This window comes from Streptomyces sp. NPDC003393 (assembly GCF_053589015.1).
On record NZ_JBSFRB010000035.1, the window covers coordinates 1 to 17564 of the forward strand.

Sequence of the window (17564 nt, forward strand, 5' to 3'; positions counted from 1 at the left end):
ACTGCCTCGTCGGCCGGGAAAATGTCGGCCCGGACCGGGGAGACGGCGCCGTCCGCCGATCCGGACGAGCGGATCCGGCAGCTTGAAGCCCGTGTGGCCGAGCTGGAGGCGAGTGAGCGGAAGCTGGCTACCGAGCGGGACATACTCCGCAAGGCGGCCAAGTATTTCGCCGGGGAGACGAACTGGTGATGAGTCGCTTCCAGTTCGTTGACGATCACCGGGACACCTACGAGGTGAAGCGGCTCTGCCAGGTTCTCGAGCTCAACCGGTCCAGCTACTACAAGTGGCTCGCCGGAAGACAGGCGAGGGCGGCACGAGTGCGCGAGGACCAGCTCCTGGCCGAGCAGATCCGCGAGGTCCACGGCGAGTCCGGCGGCGCCTACGGCTCCCCACGGGTGACCGCCGAGCTCCGGGAGAAGGGGCTGCGGGTCAACGAGAAGCGCATCGCCCGGGTGATGCGGGCCTTCTCCATCACCGGCATCCGCTGCGCAGACGCGTCCGCACCACCGTCCCGGGCCCGGCAGCCTCACAGGTTCCGGACCTGTTCCAGCGGGACTTCACCGCCACCGAGCCGGGGCGGAAATACATGGGCGACATCACGTATCTCCCGCTCGCCGGCGGGGACTTCCTCTATCTCGCGACCGTGCTGGACTGCTTCAGCCGCAAGGTCGTCGGCTGGTCCATCGCCGACCACATGCGCACCGGCCTGGTCGCCGACGCACTACAGATGGCGGCCTCAACCCGCGGCGGCCTGGACGGCTCGGTGTTCCACTCCGACAGAGGGTCGCAATATGTGTCAATTCGCTACATCGACCGGCTCGCCGAGATCGGGGCCGCCGCGTCCGTCGGCTCGGTCGCGGACTCGTATGACTGTCAGTCTCTTGGCGCCGGATCCCGCAAGGATTCGGTGGCCCCGGCCGTGACGGTCTGACTCTTGCTACGACCGACCCTGAGGGTGTCCTGGCGTTGATCTGTCGACCGTCCGGCCGGGCACGCAGCAAACGCTGCCGCCGGCCGGACGTGACCTGATAAGAGCCTGGAGCCACCTCGTCAAAAGCGTCCCCGTGACAGTCCTGTCCGTCCGACCGGGGACAGCGTGCACCTCACGCTACAGGTCGGAAGGAACGCAATGAACACCAACGAGCAGCACAGGTCCGGGCACGTCGTGATCGGCGTCGACACACACAAGCACGTGCACGTTGCAGCAGTCATGGACACCATCGGCGGAATCCTGGCGACATTGACGATCCCCACGGACACCGGCGGGTTCCAGCAACTCCTGGACTGGGCAACCGCGTTCGGCAAGGTGCTGGCATTCGGGGTCGAGGGCACCGGATCCTACGGCGCCACCCTGGCCTCGTTCCTGCGCAGGGCTGGTCACAAGGTGGTCGAGGCCGGCCGGCCGGACCGACGGCTGCGGCGGATGAACGGAAAGTCCGACACCCTGGACGCCGAGAACGCCGCCCGCGCAGTTCTCGCCGGCTTCGCCACCGCCACTCCCAAGACGGCGGACGGCGAGGCCGAGATGATCCGCCGGCTAAAGATCGCCCACGACCAGGCCGTCGAACAGCGCGCGGCCGCGATGGTCACCATGAAGGCAATGCTTGTCCACGCCCCCGATGGCCTGCGCCACGAGACCGCCGACAAAACGCAGATCGCTGTGGCCCGGCACCTGGCGGGCCTGCGTCCTCGACAGCTGGAGGGCCCTGAGGACGCACTCCGTCACGCCCTGCGCACGCTGGCCAAGCGGTGGCAGTACCTCGAAGCCGAGGCCAAAGAGCTGACGAAGATGATCGATGACCTGGTGCACCGAGTCGCCCCGCAGTTACTCGAGCCGTTCGGCATCGGCGTGGACACCGCCGCGGAAATCCTCGTCGTGGTCGGCGACAACCCCGAGCGCATCAAGTCCGAAGCCGCACTCGCCAAACTCGCGGGTCTCGCCCCCGTGCCCACCGGCTCCGGAATTACCAGCGGCAGGCACCGCATCAACCACGGCGGCCATCGCCAACTCAACGCCGCGATCTACCGCACCGTCATCGTCCGCATGCGATTCCACCAGCCCACGATCGACTACGTCGCTCGCCGAACCGCAGAGGGCAAGACGAAACGCGAGATCATCCGATGCCTCAAACGCTACGTGATCCGCGAGGTTTACCACCTCATCCGGCCTGCCCCGAGGACGGTCTCTGCGGGGAGTTGACAACTATAGGAGCGTCAACGCCCTGCTGGAATCCACGATCGGCCTGTTCAAGACCGAGTTGATCAAACCGGGACGGCCCTGGAACACCCTCTCCCAAGTCGAACTCGCCACCGCCGAGTGGGTCGACTGGTACTGCCACCGACGCCTGCACGGTGAGATCGGGCACATCCCGCCCGTCGAATACGAGACCAGCTACTACCTGACAGCCACGAAACCCCAGATCACAACCACTAACTGAGATCTCTACCGAACCCGGGGCGGTTCAAGAACGGCTTCCTGGTCGAGCGCGACGAGACCGTCGCAGCCTGATCACACGTCACCCGCCTACTGGAATCGGCCACGCTCGCGTTCAGCGGCTTCATCAGATCCAGCGCCTGGCCGTCGCCGATGGCGGCCACCTGGTGAATACCTGCCCAATTGGCTAGGTTGTGCTCACCTCGTCCGATTCTCGCAGGGGAGCGGCAGCCGTGCGGCAAAAGCACAAGACCTTCCAGGCGATCGAGGTCGGCGACGGCGGCGACGGGCGGTGGGCCGCCTACGCCCGGGCCCTGTGGCAGGAGATGGAGGGCCTGCTGACCGAGGAGGGCCGGACTCCGGAGGGCGCGGATCGTGTTCGGGCGCTGTTCCGTGCACACATGCCGGAACTGGTCCCGGTTCTGGACCGCCTGGCCGGCCAACTCGACCGACCCGAGGCGGAAGTCTTCCTCACCCACGCGGCACTGCGGCCGTTCTCCCCGGCCTGCACCCAGATCGGCCAGAACAGCACTCTGCTGCGCAACTATGACTTGCCGCCCGATCAGTGTGAGGGGACCATCGTCTCCTCCTGCTTCCTGCGCCCCGTGATCGGGATGCAGGACGTGCTGTGGGGCTTGCTGGACGGGATGAACGACGCCGGTCTCGCGGTCTCGCTCACCTGGGGCGGACGTTCCGTCTACGGACGTGGCTTTGCCATTCTCATCGTGGTGCGCTACCTGCTGGAGACGTGCGACACCGTCGATGAGGCAGTCGGCAGGCTGCGGTCCCTGCCGGTCGCCGTCCCACAGAACCTCACCCTTGTCGATCCCGTGAAGGCGGTGACGATGTTCGTGAGGCCGGATATGTCACCGATGGTGGCGCCGGATGCCTGCGCCGCCAATCACCAGCACCTGCCGGTGACCGACGAGCAGGAGCGGGCCTTGCGGACGCAGGAGCGGCTGCGCGCCATTCGCGCCGCGGGTGCGGACGTGGCGGCGATGCTGAAGCCGCCGCTGTATCGATCCGTCGACGAGCAGGGGTCGAGAACGCTCTACACAGCCCGCTACCGGCCCGTCGAGGGCCGTGTGACGTACTACTGGCCCGGTGAGTCCTGGCAACAGTCCTTCGGCGACTTCACACCCGGATCCCGCACCGTGACCTTGGGCCGGGCCAGCTGAGAGGCTTCCGGACCCCCGCTCACCCCTGCACGAAGATCTTGCAAGAACGTGATCTCACCCGCCGCCGACAGGCCCTCCCGCGACCCGCCCCGCCACGGCCGCACGATGAACCGGCAGGGGCTCGGCACCGCTCCACCGGTCGGACGAGCGCCCCGCCCGATACACCCCGACAAGGCGTCTCTCGCCACACCACGTGGTCACCAATTCACAGGTCTTGACAATTGCTCATCGTTTCAGGATGAGGTCCGCAGACGGCGGAGGCATATGAGGCTGCAGGCCAGTTCGAGCAGGCCCTTGATGGAGATCGGCGCGTCGCTCGTAGCGGGTGCGGAGCCGTTTGAACTGGTGTAGCCAGGCGAAGGCGCGCTCGACGACCCAGCGCACCTTGCCCAGTCCGGAACCGTGGGCGATGCCGCGTCGGGCGATCAACGGCTTGATGCCCCGCTTCCACAGCAGGCGGCGGTACTTGTCGAAGTCGTAGCCCCGGTCCGCATACAGACGTCGGGGCTTGCGGCGGGGGCGTCCCCGGGCTCCCCGAATCGGCGGGACCGCGTCGAGCAGAGGCAGGAGCTGGCTGACGTCGTGTCGGTTGCCGCCGGTGAGCGTCACGGCGAGGGGGGTTCCGTGGCGGTCGACGATCAGGTGGTGCACGGAGCCGGGGTATGCACCGCGTCGACTACCTCACCGACACCCAGGAGCGCATCCTGCGCTGCATCCGCCAGCACATCGCCGACCATGGCGAGGCGCCGACGATGCAGCAGATCGGCGCGGCTGTCGGCATGCGCAGCCGGGCCTCTGTGCACTACCAGCTGGGCGAGCTGGAGGCGAAGCGCGCGATCGTCCGCGAGCCGGGGCGGTCACGAGGAATCCGGCTCGCGTGACCGGCGCCGGCCACTACCACCTGCTGCTCGTCTCCGGTGGAAGGGCGGTGCAGCATGGCTGATGGCACCGTGAGGAGGTCGCGCATAGTTTTGCCGCTGGGTCGGCGAGTACGGCGGCTTGCCCGGCGCGCCTTCATCACCCGGCCTACTACGCCAACTGCTCCGCAGCCCGCGCCGCCGGCGTCACACCCCTTCGCGCAGGCGATCCCGGATACAGCCGCCGACTCGACCGCGATGGCGATGGCGTGGCCTGCGAATAGCCAATCCGCGACCGCCCCGTTAATGCGCGCGGGTATGAAAGCCAGCGTCGACGGGAAGCGCACCGTTCGCGCCGTACGGGTGGCATCACCACTGCTGATCAACCCTGAGGGCCCGGCACTCCCCCTCGGCAGCACCGGGCCCTCCATGGCATCTCACCCCCACATCGATCGCCCTTCGGTGCACGGCATCGTCCGTCTGTTCGGAACGGCTCGTCGAACGTTCAGCCCGGGCCCATGCCGTCTCCGCGGCTCAATCGCAGCCCAAACCCCCGAAGGATGGGGCTCCGGTTCTGCGGCTGCGGAATACTCGGCTGCGACTGTGGCCGGCCCGCCCATAGGGTCCTCGTTCGAGGCACTGGCATGGCGCTCTGCCGACAGCGGGCACTCAATGGACCCAGGATGCGTGACGAAACAATGAGCAGCCGACTCTCCGCAATCTCCTTCGACGCACACCAGCCTGAGCGCCTGTCGCATTTCTGGGCGGGCGTTCTGGGCCTGGAGAGAACCGACGATGGTGACGACGGCGTCGCTCTGCTGTCCGGAAATGACGCCGGCTACCGCCTCAGCTTCCGTTCCTCCCAAGTGAGGAAGACCGGCCAAAACCGGCTGCACTTCGGCCTTGCCAGCTCCTCCCTGGAGCACCAGCAGGAGATGATAGCCAGGGCGCTCGGCCTCGGCGCGCAACACTGCGACGTCGGCCAGGGGCCGGACGCGTCCCATGTGGTGCTCGCCGACCCTGAGGGCAACGAGTTCTGTGTCATCGAGCCGGGCAACAAGTTCCTCGCCGGCTGCGGCCTCATCGGAGCGCTCGCCTGCGATGGTTCGCAGGCCGTGGGCTACTTCTGGAGCAAGGCGCTGGGCTGGTCGCTGGTCTGGGATCAGGACGAGGAGACCGCCATCCAGTCACCGAACGGCGGTACGAAGATCACGTGGGGTGGTCCGCCACTCATGCCCGACCCCGGCAAGGACCTGCATTTCACCCTCGTGCCGGACGACGATCAGCAACCGGAGGTCGAGCGCCTACTCTCCCTCGGGGCAAAGCGTGTCGACTCCGCCAACGGTGAAAACGGCGCGGTGTTGCTGGCCGACCCCGACGGCAACGAGTTCCGTGTGCTCACGCGCCGGTGACGACGGTGGCGTCCGCGTGGACCGGAGCAGCGGTCGCGGCCAGAGCAACTGCGGCCAGCACGACAGTGAGTAGAACGTTTGATGCCCTTTACGTGGGATGACGAGGCCGGCCGATTACAGTGGACCGGCCAGTCCATTCTGTGGAGGTCGGCATGACCGGGAAGCTGACGGCCAAGGGCAGGGCCACGCGCGGCCGGATTGTCGAGGGAGCCGCCGAGGTCCTGCGGGAGCGCGGTGTCACCGGGGCGACGCTGGACGACATCATGGCGCGCACCCGCACCAGCAAGAGCCAACTGTTCCACTACTTCCCGGCTGGCAAGGACGAACTGCTGCTGGCGGTCGCCCGGTTCGAGGCCGATCAGGTGATCGAGGACCAGCAGCCCCATCTCGGCCGCCTGGACTCCTGGGAGGCCTGGGAGCGGTGGCGGGACGTGGTCGTCGAGCGTTACGAGGCGCAGGGCGACCATTGCCCGCTCGGGTCGCTGTTCTTTCAGATCGGGCGTTCCACCCCCGGCGCGCGGGCGATCGTAATCGAGCTGATGCGGCGCTGGCAGGAGAGCCTGGCGGCGGGTATCCGGGCACTGCAGGCCGCCGGCCGGCTGCCCTCGGACGTCGACGTCGACGCGAGGGCCGCGGCCCTGCTGGCCGCGATCCAGGGCGGTGTGTCGATCCTGCTGTCCACGGGCCGGTCGGCCCACCTGCGCGCCGCGCTCGACCAGGGGATCGCCGACCTGCGCCGGACCGGACGCGCCAGGGACTGACCCCCTGTCCCGGCCTCGGCGGGGCAGGCGCCGACGGTCGGCACCGGGCATCAGGCGGCAATCACGGCGGCGGTGGTTCGGCCGCCGTCGACGTCGAGCACGATGCCGTGGACGAAGGAGGACTCGTCGGCGGCCAGGTACACAGCCGCCTTGGCGATGGCGTCGGGCGTGCCCATACGGCCCGCGGGGGTGCCTTTCATCATGGTCTCGGCAGGGTGGACCTCGCCGGGGACGGACGGCAGCACGACGCCTGGAGAGATGGCGTTTACCCGGACGCCCTGCGGCCCGAACTCGGCCCCCCAGGCTCGGGTGAGGGTCTCGACGGCGCCCTTGGTGGAGCTGTAGAGGGCACCGATCGGAATGCCCAGCCGCGCGATCCACGACCCCAGATTGACGATCGCCCCGCCGCCGGCCTCCGCCATGGCCGGAGCGACGGCTGCGGTGAGGAAGAAGGGCGCCTTCACATTGACCGCGTAGACCTCGTCGAAGGTCTTCTCGTCGGTCTCCACCGTGCTGTCGGCGGGGTAGATGCCGGCGTTGTTGACGAGGACGTCGATCCGGCCGCCGAGGACCCGGCCCGCCTCCTCGGCGAGTGCCCGCGAGGCGGCCGCGCTGCCGTCCAGGTCGGCGCGGACGAAGTCGGCACGACCGCCGCGTGCGCGGATCCCGTCGACCACCTCCGCGCCGCGCTCGGGGTTGCGGCCCGAGACGACGACATGCGCCCCCTCGGCCGCGATCTCCTCCGCAATCGCCCGCCCGATGTTGCTGGTCGCCCCGGTCACCAGGGCGGTCTTGCCTGCCAGCCGATTCGGCATGGTCACTCCCTCAGCAGGTCGTTTCGTGTGGACCCGAGTGGCCGGACCGCGGGTGCCACCGCGACCGTCGGGGCCCTGGCGGACCAGGGCAGTGCCACTGTGCGGCAGGAAAAATGGACCTGCAAGTCCAGAAATCATGCCGGCTCAGTCCTTGCCCATTGCAGGCAGGCGGTGGCGATGGGGCAACGCCGCTCGCGGCCGGTGTCCAGCCCTCTCTCTCTTCGTCGCGCCCGCCATGCTGTATGCGTGGTTCCAGGAGTTCCCAGTGGGCGTCAGAGAAGTCACTGGAATACGGGCGGCCCTCTCAATTGGTCAGGAGTGCCGGCGGGCGGCCCAGGCGACGCTGTCCGTGCTGTAGCGGATCAGGAACTGGGCAAACTGGGTGCGTTCGGCAGGAGTCCAGGCCGCGGTGATTTCTTCGGACACGCACCGCTGGCTACGCGTCAGGAGCTGGCGGCGCCGTGCGGGCTGCCCGATCCGCCGACGCGCTTCTGGCTTTGAACCATTGTGGGCAGTGCCGCGTCGTAGTGGTGAGACAGGTCCGGTCGGGACCGGCAGCACCTTCAGAAGGGATCGAGTTCATGTCATTCGGCGTGCCCAAGCACATGTCGCTGGAGAGCGGCGAGGGCATCTTCCTTGTTGGAGACACTTATTCGGTGCTCCTTTCGTCCGAGGAGACGTCCGGGAAACTCGGCATGGTCGAGGTGCTCGTCCCGGCGGAAGCGGGACCGCCGCCGCACACTCACCTCAATGAAGACGAATGCTTCATCCTTGTGGAGGGGAACCTTCAGGTGACGGCGGGTCATGACGAGTACGAGGTGTCGCAAGGCGGGGTCGTGTACATCCCCAGGGGAACGAGCCACAAATACCGAAACCTCAGCGACACCGAGCCCGCCAAGATGATCGCCCTGTTCACACCCGCCGGGATGGAGCAGATGTTCCGGGAGATAGGAAAACCTGGCATTCGTGGTCAATTGGCGCCTCCCGTGGACTTCGCTGACGTCGAAGCCATGGGCAACGTCGCCCAGAAGTACGGATTCACCTTCGACTGAGGGGTCAGGAGCGCCGTGAGCGTCCCGGCACTCGGATGAAATACATGTCCCCACTTTGACGTCTTCACTGTTCAAGGGGTGTGGATGCGTGCAGTGGGCCGCTTGCCGGCTCGTGTTCTCTTACCCCGACCGCCCGCCGATCGTGTGCCGCCGCCACTGATAGTGGCAGCGGCCGGCAACGCATAGGTGCCACACCGCCCTACCGGCAACGACTCCTCCCGCCTCTCCCTCGCCGTATGGCGCGACTGGGCCAAGATTTCCGCAGCCCCGGCTCCACCCGAACCGGGGCGGTTCAGGAGGATCGCGGCTGTGTGTCGAAGCGGCGGAGCCGCTCCCTGATCTCCTCGGCGTCCTGATGGTCGAACTCCTCGAAGATGATCAGTGCTCTTCGCCAGTTGGTGCGGGCCGCCTCCCGTTCACCGGCATCCAAGTACGCATCGCCGAGGTGGGCCAGGGTGTGGCCTTCTCCCCACCGGTTGCCGATGTCCCGGTGCACCGCCAGGGCCTGTTGGTAGTGCTCCATCGCGTCGTCGAGGGCGTGAAGCCGGTGTGCGACCTTCCCCAGGATGTCGAGCGTCACGCCTTCGACCCAGCGATTGTCACTGATGCGAAGCACGCTCAGCGCCTCCTCCAGGCAGCTGGTGGCCTCGTCGAACCGCCCGAGTCGCTGGTATGCGTCACCCAGGTTGGCCAGAGCGATGCCCACCCCCCAGGTACGACCGAGATGGCGGTCCATCGCCAGCGCCCGGCGAAGCCACTCGATCGCCTTGTCGAGCCGTCCGGATTGCAGATGGACATTGCCCAGGTTGCCCACTGTCTGCGAGGTGCCGACAGCGTCCCCGAGTTCGCGGTAGAGGATCAGGACCTGCTGGTAGTCGGCGACGGCTTCGTCGTACCTGCCCAGCTCACCCAGGACGTTGGCCCGTTCCTGGATCAGACGGGCCAGGCCTTGCCGGTCGTTGATGCTGCGGGCGGCTGTGACTCCCGTCTCGGCCGTGTGGAGCCAGTCGTACAAGTGACTGCGGAGGTAGAAGAACCCCCACAGTGCCGCGGGCAGTCGCCATGCGATACCCGGGTGGCCGGACGCGGCGGCCCGGTGGACCGCGGAGACGAGGTTGGCCCGTTCGGTCTCACACCACTCCAGGGCCTGGTCGTAGCCCGTGAACTCCAGGGGACGACAATCCGGAGGCAGCGGTTCGAGAGGGACCCTCTTGCGGCCCGGGGTGAGAAACGGGCAGGTGGCATCCGCGGTGTGCAGGAACCAGGACAGCAGCCGTGCCAGAGCCCGGTCCCGCTCACCCGGCGGCTCCTCGGAGAGAACCTGTTCGGCGGCGTAGATGCGCAGCAGGTCATGCAGCGCATAGCGGCCGGGCCTGGGCTCGTCGAGCAGATGAGCGTGGGTGAGTTCGCCCAGCAGACCGTGGGTCTCGCGCAGGGGCAACCCGGCCAGAGCTGCCGCCGCGGGCGCGGAGAAGCCGTCGGGGCCGGGGTACAGACCCAGGAGGCGGAACAGCCGCGCCGCCGGCGCGGACAGGGCCTCGTAGGACCAGGAGAAGACCGCCCGTACGTCCGTGCCGAGCTCGCCGCTGTCGAAAGCGTCAAGGCTGTCGCGGCTGTCGCTCAGTTCCTCGGCGATGGCGTTGAGGGGGAAGTCGGGACGGGTCACTGCCCGGGCGGCGACGATGGCCAGTGCCAGCGGCAGGCGGCCGCAGCGCGCGATGATGTCGTCGACGGCGCGCGACTGCGCGGCCAGGCGCTCGGCACCCAGACGGCGGACGAGGAACTCATGCGCCTCGAACGGCATCAGTTCGCGCAGGGTCAGCGACTGTGCCCCCTGGCCGACGATGAGCCCCGTGAGCTGGTTTCGGCTGGTGACAAGAACCAGGCAGCCCGCAGAGCCGGGCAGCAGCGGGCGGACCTGATCGGCGTCGCGGGCGTTGTCGAGCAGGATCAGCACCCGTCGGTGCGCGAGCAGGCTGCGGTACAGCGCTGCCCGGGCATCGAGCTGCGCGGGCATCTGTTGCGCGGGTACACCCAGCGCGTCGAGGAAGATACGGATCGCTTCCCCGGGCGGCATGGCAGAACCGGCCGGATCGAACCCCCGCAGATTGATGAAGAGCTGCCCGTCGGGAAAGCGATCGGCGACCTCGTGAGCCCAGTGCACCGCCAATGCGGTCTTTCCGGTGCCCGCCATACCGGCGATCACGGAGATCGCCACCGCGTCGGGGCTGCTGCCGGACTGGGACACCAGGGCACGCACCTGTTTCAGCTCGGCTTCCCTGCCAGTGAACGCGGGCAGTCTGGCGGGCAGCTGAGCGGGACGTATCACGTGCCCTGAAGGTGGCAGAGCCAGGTCCGGCCACTGTTGGGAATCCTCCGACGACGCAGAAAGATCCAGCAACGCATCGCCGGCCAGTATGTGGTCGTGCAACTGCTGGAGATCCGCTCCCGGTTCAATGCCGAGTTCGTCGACCAGAACCCGCCGAGTCCTGCGATAGAACGCCAGTGCCTCGGCCCGCCGCCCGGACCGCGACAGAGCCAGCATCAACAGCAGACACAGCCGCTCCCGCAACGGATACTCACCAGTCAGCGCGGTCAGTTCACCGATCACCTCGCCGTGGCGCCCGAGCCGAATATCGATATCCAACCGCCACTCCAACGCGCTCAACCACTTCTCGCTGAGCCGGGCCCGCTCGACCTCCGCCAGCGGACCCGGAAGTCCGGCCAGCGGAGTCCCCTCCCAGCCATCGAGCGCAGCCCGCAGAATTTCCGCGGCGGCAGACGTCTCACCGGCAACGTGGCGCTGCCTCGCCTCCGCAACCCGCTGCTCGAACAATCCCAGATCCAATGCGTCATCCGCGACCTGTGCCACGTATCCGTCCGCAACCGAGACGATCACACTCGGGGACCGGCCCGCACCCCGCTCCGGCTTCAGCACCTTGCGCAGCCGCGACACATACGTGCGCAACACAGAAACGGCAGCCGGCGGCGGTGCCTCGCCCCATACGGCATCGACCAACTCGCCGACCGTGACCAGACGGCCGCGGCGCAACAACAGCGCCGCCAGCACCACCCGCTGCTGCGGAGAACCAAGATCCAGTTCCATACCCCCACGCCAGGCCCGAACCGAACCCAGCACAGCGAAACACAAGGAGCTTTCGTAAACTTCGCTCACCTCTGGAACCCTAGCCCGACTCTGTCGGGGGATCCCGGAGCGGTTCAAGGTCGACCTGCCCAGCACTCGCCCGAGCCTTGCACAACCCACGTCCGGCCCCGTACTTCGCCAATCGGAGGACAGGGCTCTCGTGTACCGTCTCACCCGAGCCGATGCTGATGCCCTGCTTGTCCCGAAAGCAACCGGAAAAGCGCTCGGCACAGCTCACACGCGCACGGAGGCGCCCGGCAGCACGGGGAGACGACTGCCGGGCACCTCCGACTGAGAGATCATCGGGGGATGAGATCTCACCGTGTGAACGGGGCGTGCGGCACAACGGTTCACTTGGACCTCGTCCGGACTCGGCAGCCGGCCGCGGCCCTTGTCCACTCGTCCTGTGACGGGGCCTCGTGCGCAGGCCGGCGGCTGTGCCCCCACCGGTGCGGGGCGTGACGTCACCGTGCCTCGAACAGCCCCGAGCAGGTTGTCGGCCGCTTCCCCGACCGCGTCGAACTCGTCACTCGCCCGGACGCGAGTGACCGTGCCGGTAATACCCCGCAACTCTCCGAAAACCGGCGCTGCGGCTCTGGACGCAGCGGAACTCAACGCGAGGGACGTAGTGTTGCCCGGCGCGTCGGTCCGTGTCACGCGGTCGACGGGCGCCCGGCCCGCGTCGAGCAGCACGCGCTGTCCTCCTCAAGGAGACCATTGTCGTCCTGCTCCTCCTCAGTAGAGAAGCGATGGTACGGAGCGCCGACAGCGCCTTCGGGGTAAGCCCGGCGCTCCGCGAGCGTGCCACGGTACTCGGACCACGAACCGCCGGCGCCCCGGAAACCCGGATCATGCTCAGGATCCACAGCGACGGCACGCAGCCTAAACAGCCGCTCACCGCTGCCCGCGTTGGTATCTCCAGAAGATTGTCACCCGCCGTCGGAAGCACACCCAGATCAGTCATGCGGACGTCCTGCGCACCACTGGTTCCTCCGGCTCCGGCAACGACCCTGCGTCACGCCGCAGCCGTGTACCACCACGCCGGCTTCTCGTCAGACTGGTTTTCGGCGCGTTCCGCCAGCCCCATGGCCATGCGCAGGGCCCGTACGGCATGGTGCACGCGCGACTTGACGGTGCCCGACGGGATACCGAGCACCAACCCCGCCTCACGCATCGACCTGCCAGTGTAGTAGGTCTCGTACAGGACCTCCCGGTGCTTGGGCGACAACTGTTGGAAAGCCTCCTTGAGGAGCATCGCTGAAAGCAACGAGTCCACTTCGGCCTCCTTCGTCAGTACATCGTCCGACCATGCGTTGACTCCGACTTCCTGAGGTCGAGTCATGCGCAGCCGATACTCGTCGACGACGATGTTGCGGGCCACCTTGAACAGCCACGCGCGCAGGGGCTGCCCCTCGTCCAAGTCCTGCGTGCGCCAGCAGCGCAGCAGCGTCTCCTGGACCACGTCCTCAGCCTTGTACAGATCACCTCCCAACAGCCGTATCACATAGGCGTACAGGGCACTCACCTGTTCGTCGTAAAGCGCTCGCAGCGCACGCTCACGGGCATTTACCGCACCCGAGGAACCCATTACATTCCAGCTCACGTCCGTATCCCCCTCGATCTCCGGCCTCACGCAGGAGGCCTGTCCTCGAGGCCAAGTTCAACGACCCCGATAAGCGGGAAGAGTCTGACGAGCGACGCTCGATGTCACGTTGACGACCGATTGACGACTGAGGCATTCCAGGTGGCCGCCCGCGGCCAGGGTTGGCCTCGCCCGGATCGAGCGGCGGTGGGAGGACATCCCGCGGATCAGCGGCTCCCTCCACGCCGGCGCCGTGCCTCGTACGACGTGATCCGAGATGCTGTCGCGGGTCGGACGTCCGACCCCGCCCGGCGGCACGATCGCTCGCTACAGGCGGATCGCCAAGTCCGGACCGGCTGCCGACGGACGGATTCGACGTCCGCGACGAGGAGGTCGCCCACCTCTGCCCGTTCGTGCGGCAGCACATCAACGTGCACGGCCGGTGCTCGTCCAAGCTCCCCGACCTGCCCGGTGGCCTGCGCCACTGACCGAGGGACGCCACGCCCTCTCTGCCGCGCGAAGGCCGACAACAGTAACGAGGTCACGGCGGTGGGGGTGGAGGTCGGCGGTCAGGCGGTGTGTCGCGGCGATGAGAGGCGAGGGCGGGTCATAGCCGTGTGGCCGTGCGGATCAGCCCAACGAGAGCGAGGGAGCGGCTGTGCGCGGGCCAGGCGATGTGGGTGACGACGGGGTGCGTCGGTCAGGGGCACAGCAGTGCGCTCGGCCCATAGCCAGGCGCGAGCTGAGTCAGCGAAGACGGCCACGGTGCGTCCGAGGGCGATCAGCTGGGCCAGCTGCGTCTGGTCATGGATCTCAGGGCCCTGGCCGGGGGGTGCGTGCCGTTGCGGGGCCAGCGGGCGAGCGGAAGATCGGGGATGTCGCTGACCTCGGCCAGGGACAGAGTCCTCTATGCGGCGAGGGGGTGCGAGGCGGGCAAGATGCGATCTGCCCCTCGGTCAACAGTTCCTCGCTGTCGAACCCGGCGAGGGAGTTGAACAACGCGTGCATGAGCGCCACATCAGCGCGGCCGTCGCGCAGCATCCCTTCCTGCTCACACGTGCAGCTCGGTAGCACCACGATCTCGGCCGCGTAGGCGTCGAGGAGCTTGTAGAGCAACTCGTGAGACCCGCCGGCCCTCACCGCCAGCACCGGGCGGTTGCGGGGCCGCCCGGACTGCCGGCACAACCGGTGCGACGGGGACGACGAGCGGCAGCGGTGGTCGCGTCGAGGGCTGCGCGGCCTTCGTGCAACAGCATCTCTCCGGTACCGGTCAGGGAGACACCGCGGCGGTTGCGTTGGCATGAGCGACACCATGAACACACCCTCCGCATCACTGCGCGACGGCACCTGGATCCTGGACGATCTGACCGTCACCCGCTTCGGCTACGGCGCCACGCAGCGGTAGGGCCCGTGGGAGACGGTCTACGGCCTCTTCCGGCGCTGGCAGCGGGACGGCGTCTGGCACCGCCTCGCGACGAGCGCCCGTTCATGACTGCAGGCAGAACCTCGACCGCATTCCTTCCGTGTTCTCTGCCTCACCTCCGCGGCGTCGTCCGCGAAGGCACGACGCCGCGTTCCGGCACGTCCGAAAGAGCCAGGCCGCCCGGCTCATTCGTAGGTGGCCTCCAGGTTGCTGGTCCAGAACTCCTCGAACGCCGCCTGCTCGGCCTGCAGTCCTTCCAGGTACTTGGCGACACAGGCGCTGGCGATCTCGAACGGTTGCGCCTTCAGGTCGGGCATCGTCCGCAGGATGTCCATCATACGGCTGTAACGCTGGTTGACCCTCGTACGCAGCGGGCATTGCGAGCGGGACTTCTTCAACGCCGCGATCTCCGGATCGGCGGAGATGTAGTCACGGTAGGCCAAGCCGTCCTGAGCGAGTTCCCAGACCACATCACGCTCGGCTTCCATGCGCTGGATGTCCGTGCCCTGCGGGTCAAGTCCACTCAGCGCGTGCTCGAGGGTCGCGTCGATGTAGTGGGCTGGGGTGAAGCGCGGCGTCGGCAGGTTCCCCGCCGTGACGACGGCCTTGTCGATGGTGATCCGATCGGCCAGTTCCTGCGCGGTCAGCCCGTAGAGCTGAACGTTACGGCTCTGGTAGGACTCCTTGCCCGACTGGGCCACCGCGTACGACTGCAGCAGGGCGGCATAGCGGGGGGCCCTGTCCACGAGTTCACGCAGCCGGCCGTCGCGCCGCTGGTGTGACTCCTGAGACGTGAACGGTCGGCTTGGGATCCGCCGTGGGCGGCGCGCGGGCACGGCAGGATGGGCCGAGGCCGGCCGCCATGGCGTGGTCGAGCGGTTCGCTGCGGCATTCCACACGGCCGGAGCGGTCGCATCGGAATCGCGTGTCGCCGGGGCGGCCGGGCCGGCAGCTTCTTTGGACTCGGACCGGACCGGCTCGGACGGGCCGACGGACGTCGTCTGCGGCCGGCCGGGGGGACGCTCGGCCCCGACTTCAGCTTTCCCGTGGCCATCCGTAGGCGCAAAGGCCACAGGAGCGGGCTGCGCGACTGCTTCGGTCACGACATCCGGGGCCGGTGCAGGAGAGGGCACGGAAGAGCGGGGCGGGGCCGTCCCCTCAACGCTCGAAGCGGAGGCGGCCGGCCTAACGGATTCGCTGGAGGGCCATGTGGTGCCGGTCTCTTGCGTTCGCGCCGGCGCGGCTGCGACCGGCTGGACGGTCGAAGGCGCGTCTGCGGGGACGGGGTGCGCCTCCACGGGCCGCGTGTGTGCATCAACCGACCGCACTGCGGGTGAAGTCGCCGTCTCCTGACGGGGCTGGTCCGCTTCCTGCTGCACGGCGGGCTCCCTGGGCTTCTCCTCCTGATCGAAGCGCCCCAGGTCCAGCGGAGGAAGGTCGTCGTCGGTGTCGGCTCCCCCCAGACCACCAAGATCGACCTGAGGCATCAGATAGCGCTTGGCGGCAGGGGCCTTCTTGGCTGTCTTCTTCGCGGGGGCGGGAGCCTTGGACTTCGGCGTGCGGTTTGTCATGCGGCGTCAGCTTCCTGAAGTTCTTGGTTACGGTGCCGAATGCGCTGAATGACCTGCTTGGCGACGTGGGTGTAGTCGGTTGCGATGTCGACTGCGCGCTGAGGATCTACCAGGCGGCCGTTCTCGTCCCTGGGCCGCTCCACAGGTTCGCCCGTCTCGGCGTCGACGAGCAGACCTGCAGCGGCTTGTGCGAACTCACCCGCCGGCATGCCGTGGTTTCGCGCCAGGTTGGCTGTGGTCTCCCCGTCTCGGATGTAGGCGTCAACGAGTACCTCACGAGTGATACCTGCCTGATCCAGCAACAAGCCGATCTTCTCACGCAGGTTGATCAACTGGCTGGTGGGCTCGTCGTTGCGTCGCTGGTATCCGAGGAAGACGAGGGAGGCGATGGACACTTCGGAGTTGAGTCGTCTGATCTGCCGTACCAGGGAAGCGAGGGTTCCCAGACCCTCGATCACCGCGTTGTCCGACCCCTTCATCGGGGCGAGGAGATGGGTGCAGGCAGCAAGACCGAGTCGCTGGATCATCTTGTCGCCCGGGGAGAAGTCCAGCAGGATCCAGCGGTACTTGTGTGAGATCTGAGCCAGCAGAATGGCCAGCAGCAGGTACGAAGCGACGCCATGTTTGTCATGCAGCTTGGTTACGGCAGTGGGGATGTCGGCGTTGTGGCTCCCGGACATCACCATGTCGAGGTACGGACGTACGCCTTTGACTACCTGGAACTCTTTATCGTCTGTCAGCGCGTCAACGAACGAGAGCCCGTTGTCGTCGAAGGGGAGGCCTCGGACCCCGAAGTTAAGCCGACCGTTCCCGTTGCTGTCGAGCTCGATGTGAAGCACAGGCTTCGCGGGGAGCCCCTGATCGGCCCTCTCCTTCTCTGCCTGAGCAAGCACGTAGGCAAGGTTCGCCGTGACCGTCGTCTTACCTTCCCCGCCTTTACCGATCGTGGTCCCGATGACGTTCCTCAGGCGAGGACGCAGCTGACGGACCAGCGCGTTGAGCTCATCGGGGTCGGACATGTCCGAGAACGACCTGATCACGTTGAGACGGCTTGAGAGCCCGTCAATTGCAACAAATTCCATGAAACCTCCACCCAGAAGAGGGTAACGCGACGCTAGCAACGGCAGTGTCGGGGCTGAGTAACTGAAGCTACGTCACTCGCAACGCCAGAGCAGCCAAGACAGTACACACCGATGACTGAAGGTGTCACGCACAAAGGGTCGGACCAGCGTGTCCTTGACTTGAATAGCGCGACTTCTCGGCGACCGTCCGCACCTCCGGACCGACGAGACAGGCGTTGAGGCCTGTAGGTTCGAGGCCGATTATGAGTGAGT

The 17564-nt window shown here is 67.3% G+C and carries 13 protein-coding genes and 7 pseudogenes; 13 read left to right on the forward strand and 7 right to left on the reverse strand.

Annotated elements, in window-relative coordinates:
- From ACWDUZ_RS27795 to ACWDUZ_RS27820, 6 genes and pseudogenes are all read left to right on the forward strand, one after another.
- Positions 1-189 (forward strand): annotated as a pseudogene (locus ACWDUZ_RS27795) (IS3-like element ISTesp3 family transposase); the annotation flags it as partial.
- Positions 189-470 (forward strand): annotated as a pseudogene (locus tag ACWDUZ_RS27800) (IS3 family transposase); the annotation flags it as partial. The pseudogenes ACWDUZ_RS27795 and ACWDUZ_RS27800, both read left to right, overlap by 1 nt.
- A gap of 71 nt (positions 471-541) precedes the next feature.
- Positions 542-931, forward strand: coding sequence for a DDE-type integrase/transposase/recombinase (locus ACWDUZ_RS27805; protein ID WP_451634609.1), 390 nt, complete (start codon positions 542-544; stop codon positions 929-931).
- Between the two features lie 198 nt (positions 932-1129).
- Positions 1130-2200: an IS110 family transposase gene (locus ACWDUZ_RS27810; protein ID WP_451634545.1), complete on the forward strand. Its 1071-nt coding sequence runs from the start codon at positions 1130-1132 to the stop codon at positions 2198-2200.
- 25 nt (positions 2201-2225) lie between these two features.
- Positions 2226-2438, forward strand: coding sequence for an integrase core domain-containing protein (locus ACWDUZ_RS27815; RefSeq protein ID WP_451634610.1), 213 nt, complete (start codon positions 2226-2228; stop codon positions 2436-2438).
- A 229-nt stretch (positions 2439-2667) separates the two neighbouring features.
- Positions 2668-3612, forward strand: a complete 945-nt coding sequence (locus ACWDUZ_RS27820) for a C45 family autoproteolytic acyltransferase/hydolase (protein ID WP_451634546.1) — start codon at positions 2668-2670, stop codon at positions 3610-3612.
- Positions 3613-3845: 233 nt separating this feature from the next.
- On the opposite strand, the pseudogene ACWDUZ_RS27825 reads toward ACWDUZ_RS27820, so the two are convergent.
- Positions 3846-4272: pseudogene (locus ACWDUZ_RS27825) on the reverse strand (IS5 family transposase); the annotation flags it as partial.
- A gap of 2 nt (positions 4273-4274) precedes the next feature.
- On the opposite strand from ACWDUZ_RS27825, the gene ACWDUZ_RS27830 reads away from it, so the two are divergent.
- The 4 genes and pseudogenes from ACWDUZ_RS27830 to ACWDUZ_RS27845 all read left to right on the forward strand — a co-directional run bounded on the left by ACWDUZ_RS27830 (position 4275) and on the right by ACWDUZ_RS27845 (position 6642).
- Positions 4275-4493, forward strand: a complete 219-nt coding sequence (locus ACWDUZ_RS27830) for a LexA family protein (RefSeq protein ID WP_356345874.1) — start codon at positions 4275-4277, stop codon at positions 4491-4493.
- Positions 4494-4693: 200 nt separating this feature from the next.
- Positions 4694-4753, forward strand: a pseudogene (locus ACWDUZ_RS27835) (excalibur calcium-binding domain-containing protein); the annotation flags it as partial.
- 414 nt (positions 4754-5167) lie between these two features.
- Positions 5168-5881, forward strand: coding sequence for a VOC family protein (locus ACWDUZ_RS27840; protein ID WP_451634611.1), 714 nt, complete (start codon positions 5168-5170; stop codon positions 5879-5881).
- A gap of 152 nt (positions 5882-6033) precedes the next feature.
- Positions 6034-6642: a TetR/AcrR family transcriptional regulator gene (locus ACWDUZ_RS27845; protein WP_451634547.1), complete on the forward strand. Its 609-nt coding sequence runs from the start codon at positions 6034-6036 to the stop codon at positions 6640-6642.
- Between the two features lie 50 nt (positions 6643-6692).
- Here ACWDUZ_RS27845 and ACWDUZ_RS27850 read toward each other — a convergent pair whose 3' ends face one another.
- A complete protein-coding gene (locus ACWDUZ_RS27850) occupies positions 6693-7457 on the reverse strand; it encodes an SDR family NAD(P)-dependent oxidoreductase (protein WP_451634548.1) in 765 nt (254 codons plus the stop codon).
- A gap of 581 nt (positions 7458-8038) precedes the next feature.
- On the opposite strand from ACWDUZ_RS27850, the gene ACWDUZ_RS27855 reads away from it, so the two are divergent.
- Positions 8039-8509, forward strand: coding sequence for a cupin domain-containing protein (locus tag ACWDUZ_RS27855; protein WP_451634549.1), 471 nt, complete (start codon positions 8039-8041; stop codon positions 8507-8509).
- A gap of 292 nt (positions 8510-8801) precedes the next feature.
- Here ACWDUZ_RS27855 and ACWDUZ_RS27860 read toward each other — a convergent pair whose 3' ends face one another.
- Together ACWDUZ_RS27860 and ACWDUZ_RS27865 are read right to left on the reverse strand one after the other, a co-directional pair.
- A complete protein-coding gene (locus ACWDUZ_RS27860; protein ID WP_451634550.1) occupies positions 8802-11615 on the reverse strand; it encodes a BTAD domain-containing putative transcriptional regulator in 2814 nt (937 codons plus the stop codon).
- A gap of 1054 nt (positions 11616-12669) precedes the next feature.
- Positions 12670-13287 (reverse strand): sigma-70 family RNA polymerase sigma factor, encoded by a 618-nt coding sequence (locus tag ACWDUZ_RS27865; protein ID WP_451634551.1) that lies wholly within the window; start codon positions 13285-13287, stop codon positions 12670-12672.
- Positions 13288-13389: 102 nt separating this feature from the next.
- On the opposite strand from ACWDUZ_RS27865, the pseudogene ACWDUZ_RS27870 reads away from it, so the two are divergent.
- Positions 13390-13724: pseudogene (locus ACWDUZ_RS27870) on the forward strand (Tn3 family transposase); the annotation flags it as partial.
- Positions 13725-13843: 119 nt separating this feature from the next.
- Here ACWDUZ_RS27870 and ACWDUZ_RS27875 read toward each other — a convergent pair.
- A pseudogene (locus tag ACWDUZ_RS27875) lies at positions 13844-14537 on the reverse strand (LysR substrate-binding domain-containing protein); the annotation flags it as partial.
- Between the two features lie 11 nt (positions 14538-14548).
- On the opposite strand from ACWDUZ_RS27875, the pseudogene ACWDUZ_RS27880 reads away from it, so the two are divergent.
- Positions 14549-14635: pseudogene (locus tag ACWDUZ_RS27880) on the forward strand (oxidoreductase); the annotation flags it as partial.
- A gap of 209 nt (positions 14636-14844) precedes the next feature.
- Here ACWDUZ_RS27880 and ACWDUZ_RS27885 read toward each other — a convergent pair.
- Together ACWDUZ_RS27885 and ACWDUZ_RS27890 are read right to left on the reverse strand one after the other, a co-directional pair.
- Positions 14845-16230, reverse strand: coding sequence for a hypothetical protein (locus tag ACWDUZ_RS27885; RefSeq protein ID WP_451634552.1), 1386 nt, complete (start codon positions 16228-16230; stop codon positions 14845-14847).
- Positions 16227-17312 (reverse strand): AAA family ATPase, encoded by a 1086-nt coding sequence (locus ACWDUZ_RS27890; RefSeq protein WP_451634553.1) that lies wholly within the window; start codon positions 17310-17312, stop codon positions 16227-16229. The genes ACWDUZ_RS27885 and ACWDUZ_RS27890 overlap by 4 nt, the downstream gene beginning before the upstream one ends.
- Between the last annotated feature and the right edge of the window lie 252 nt (positions 17313-17564).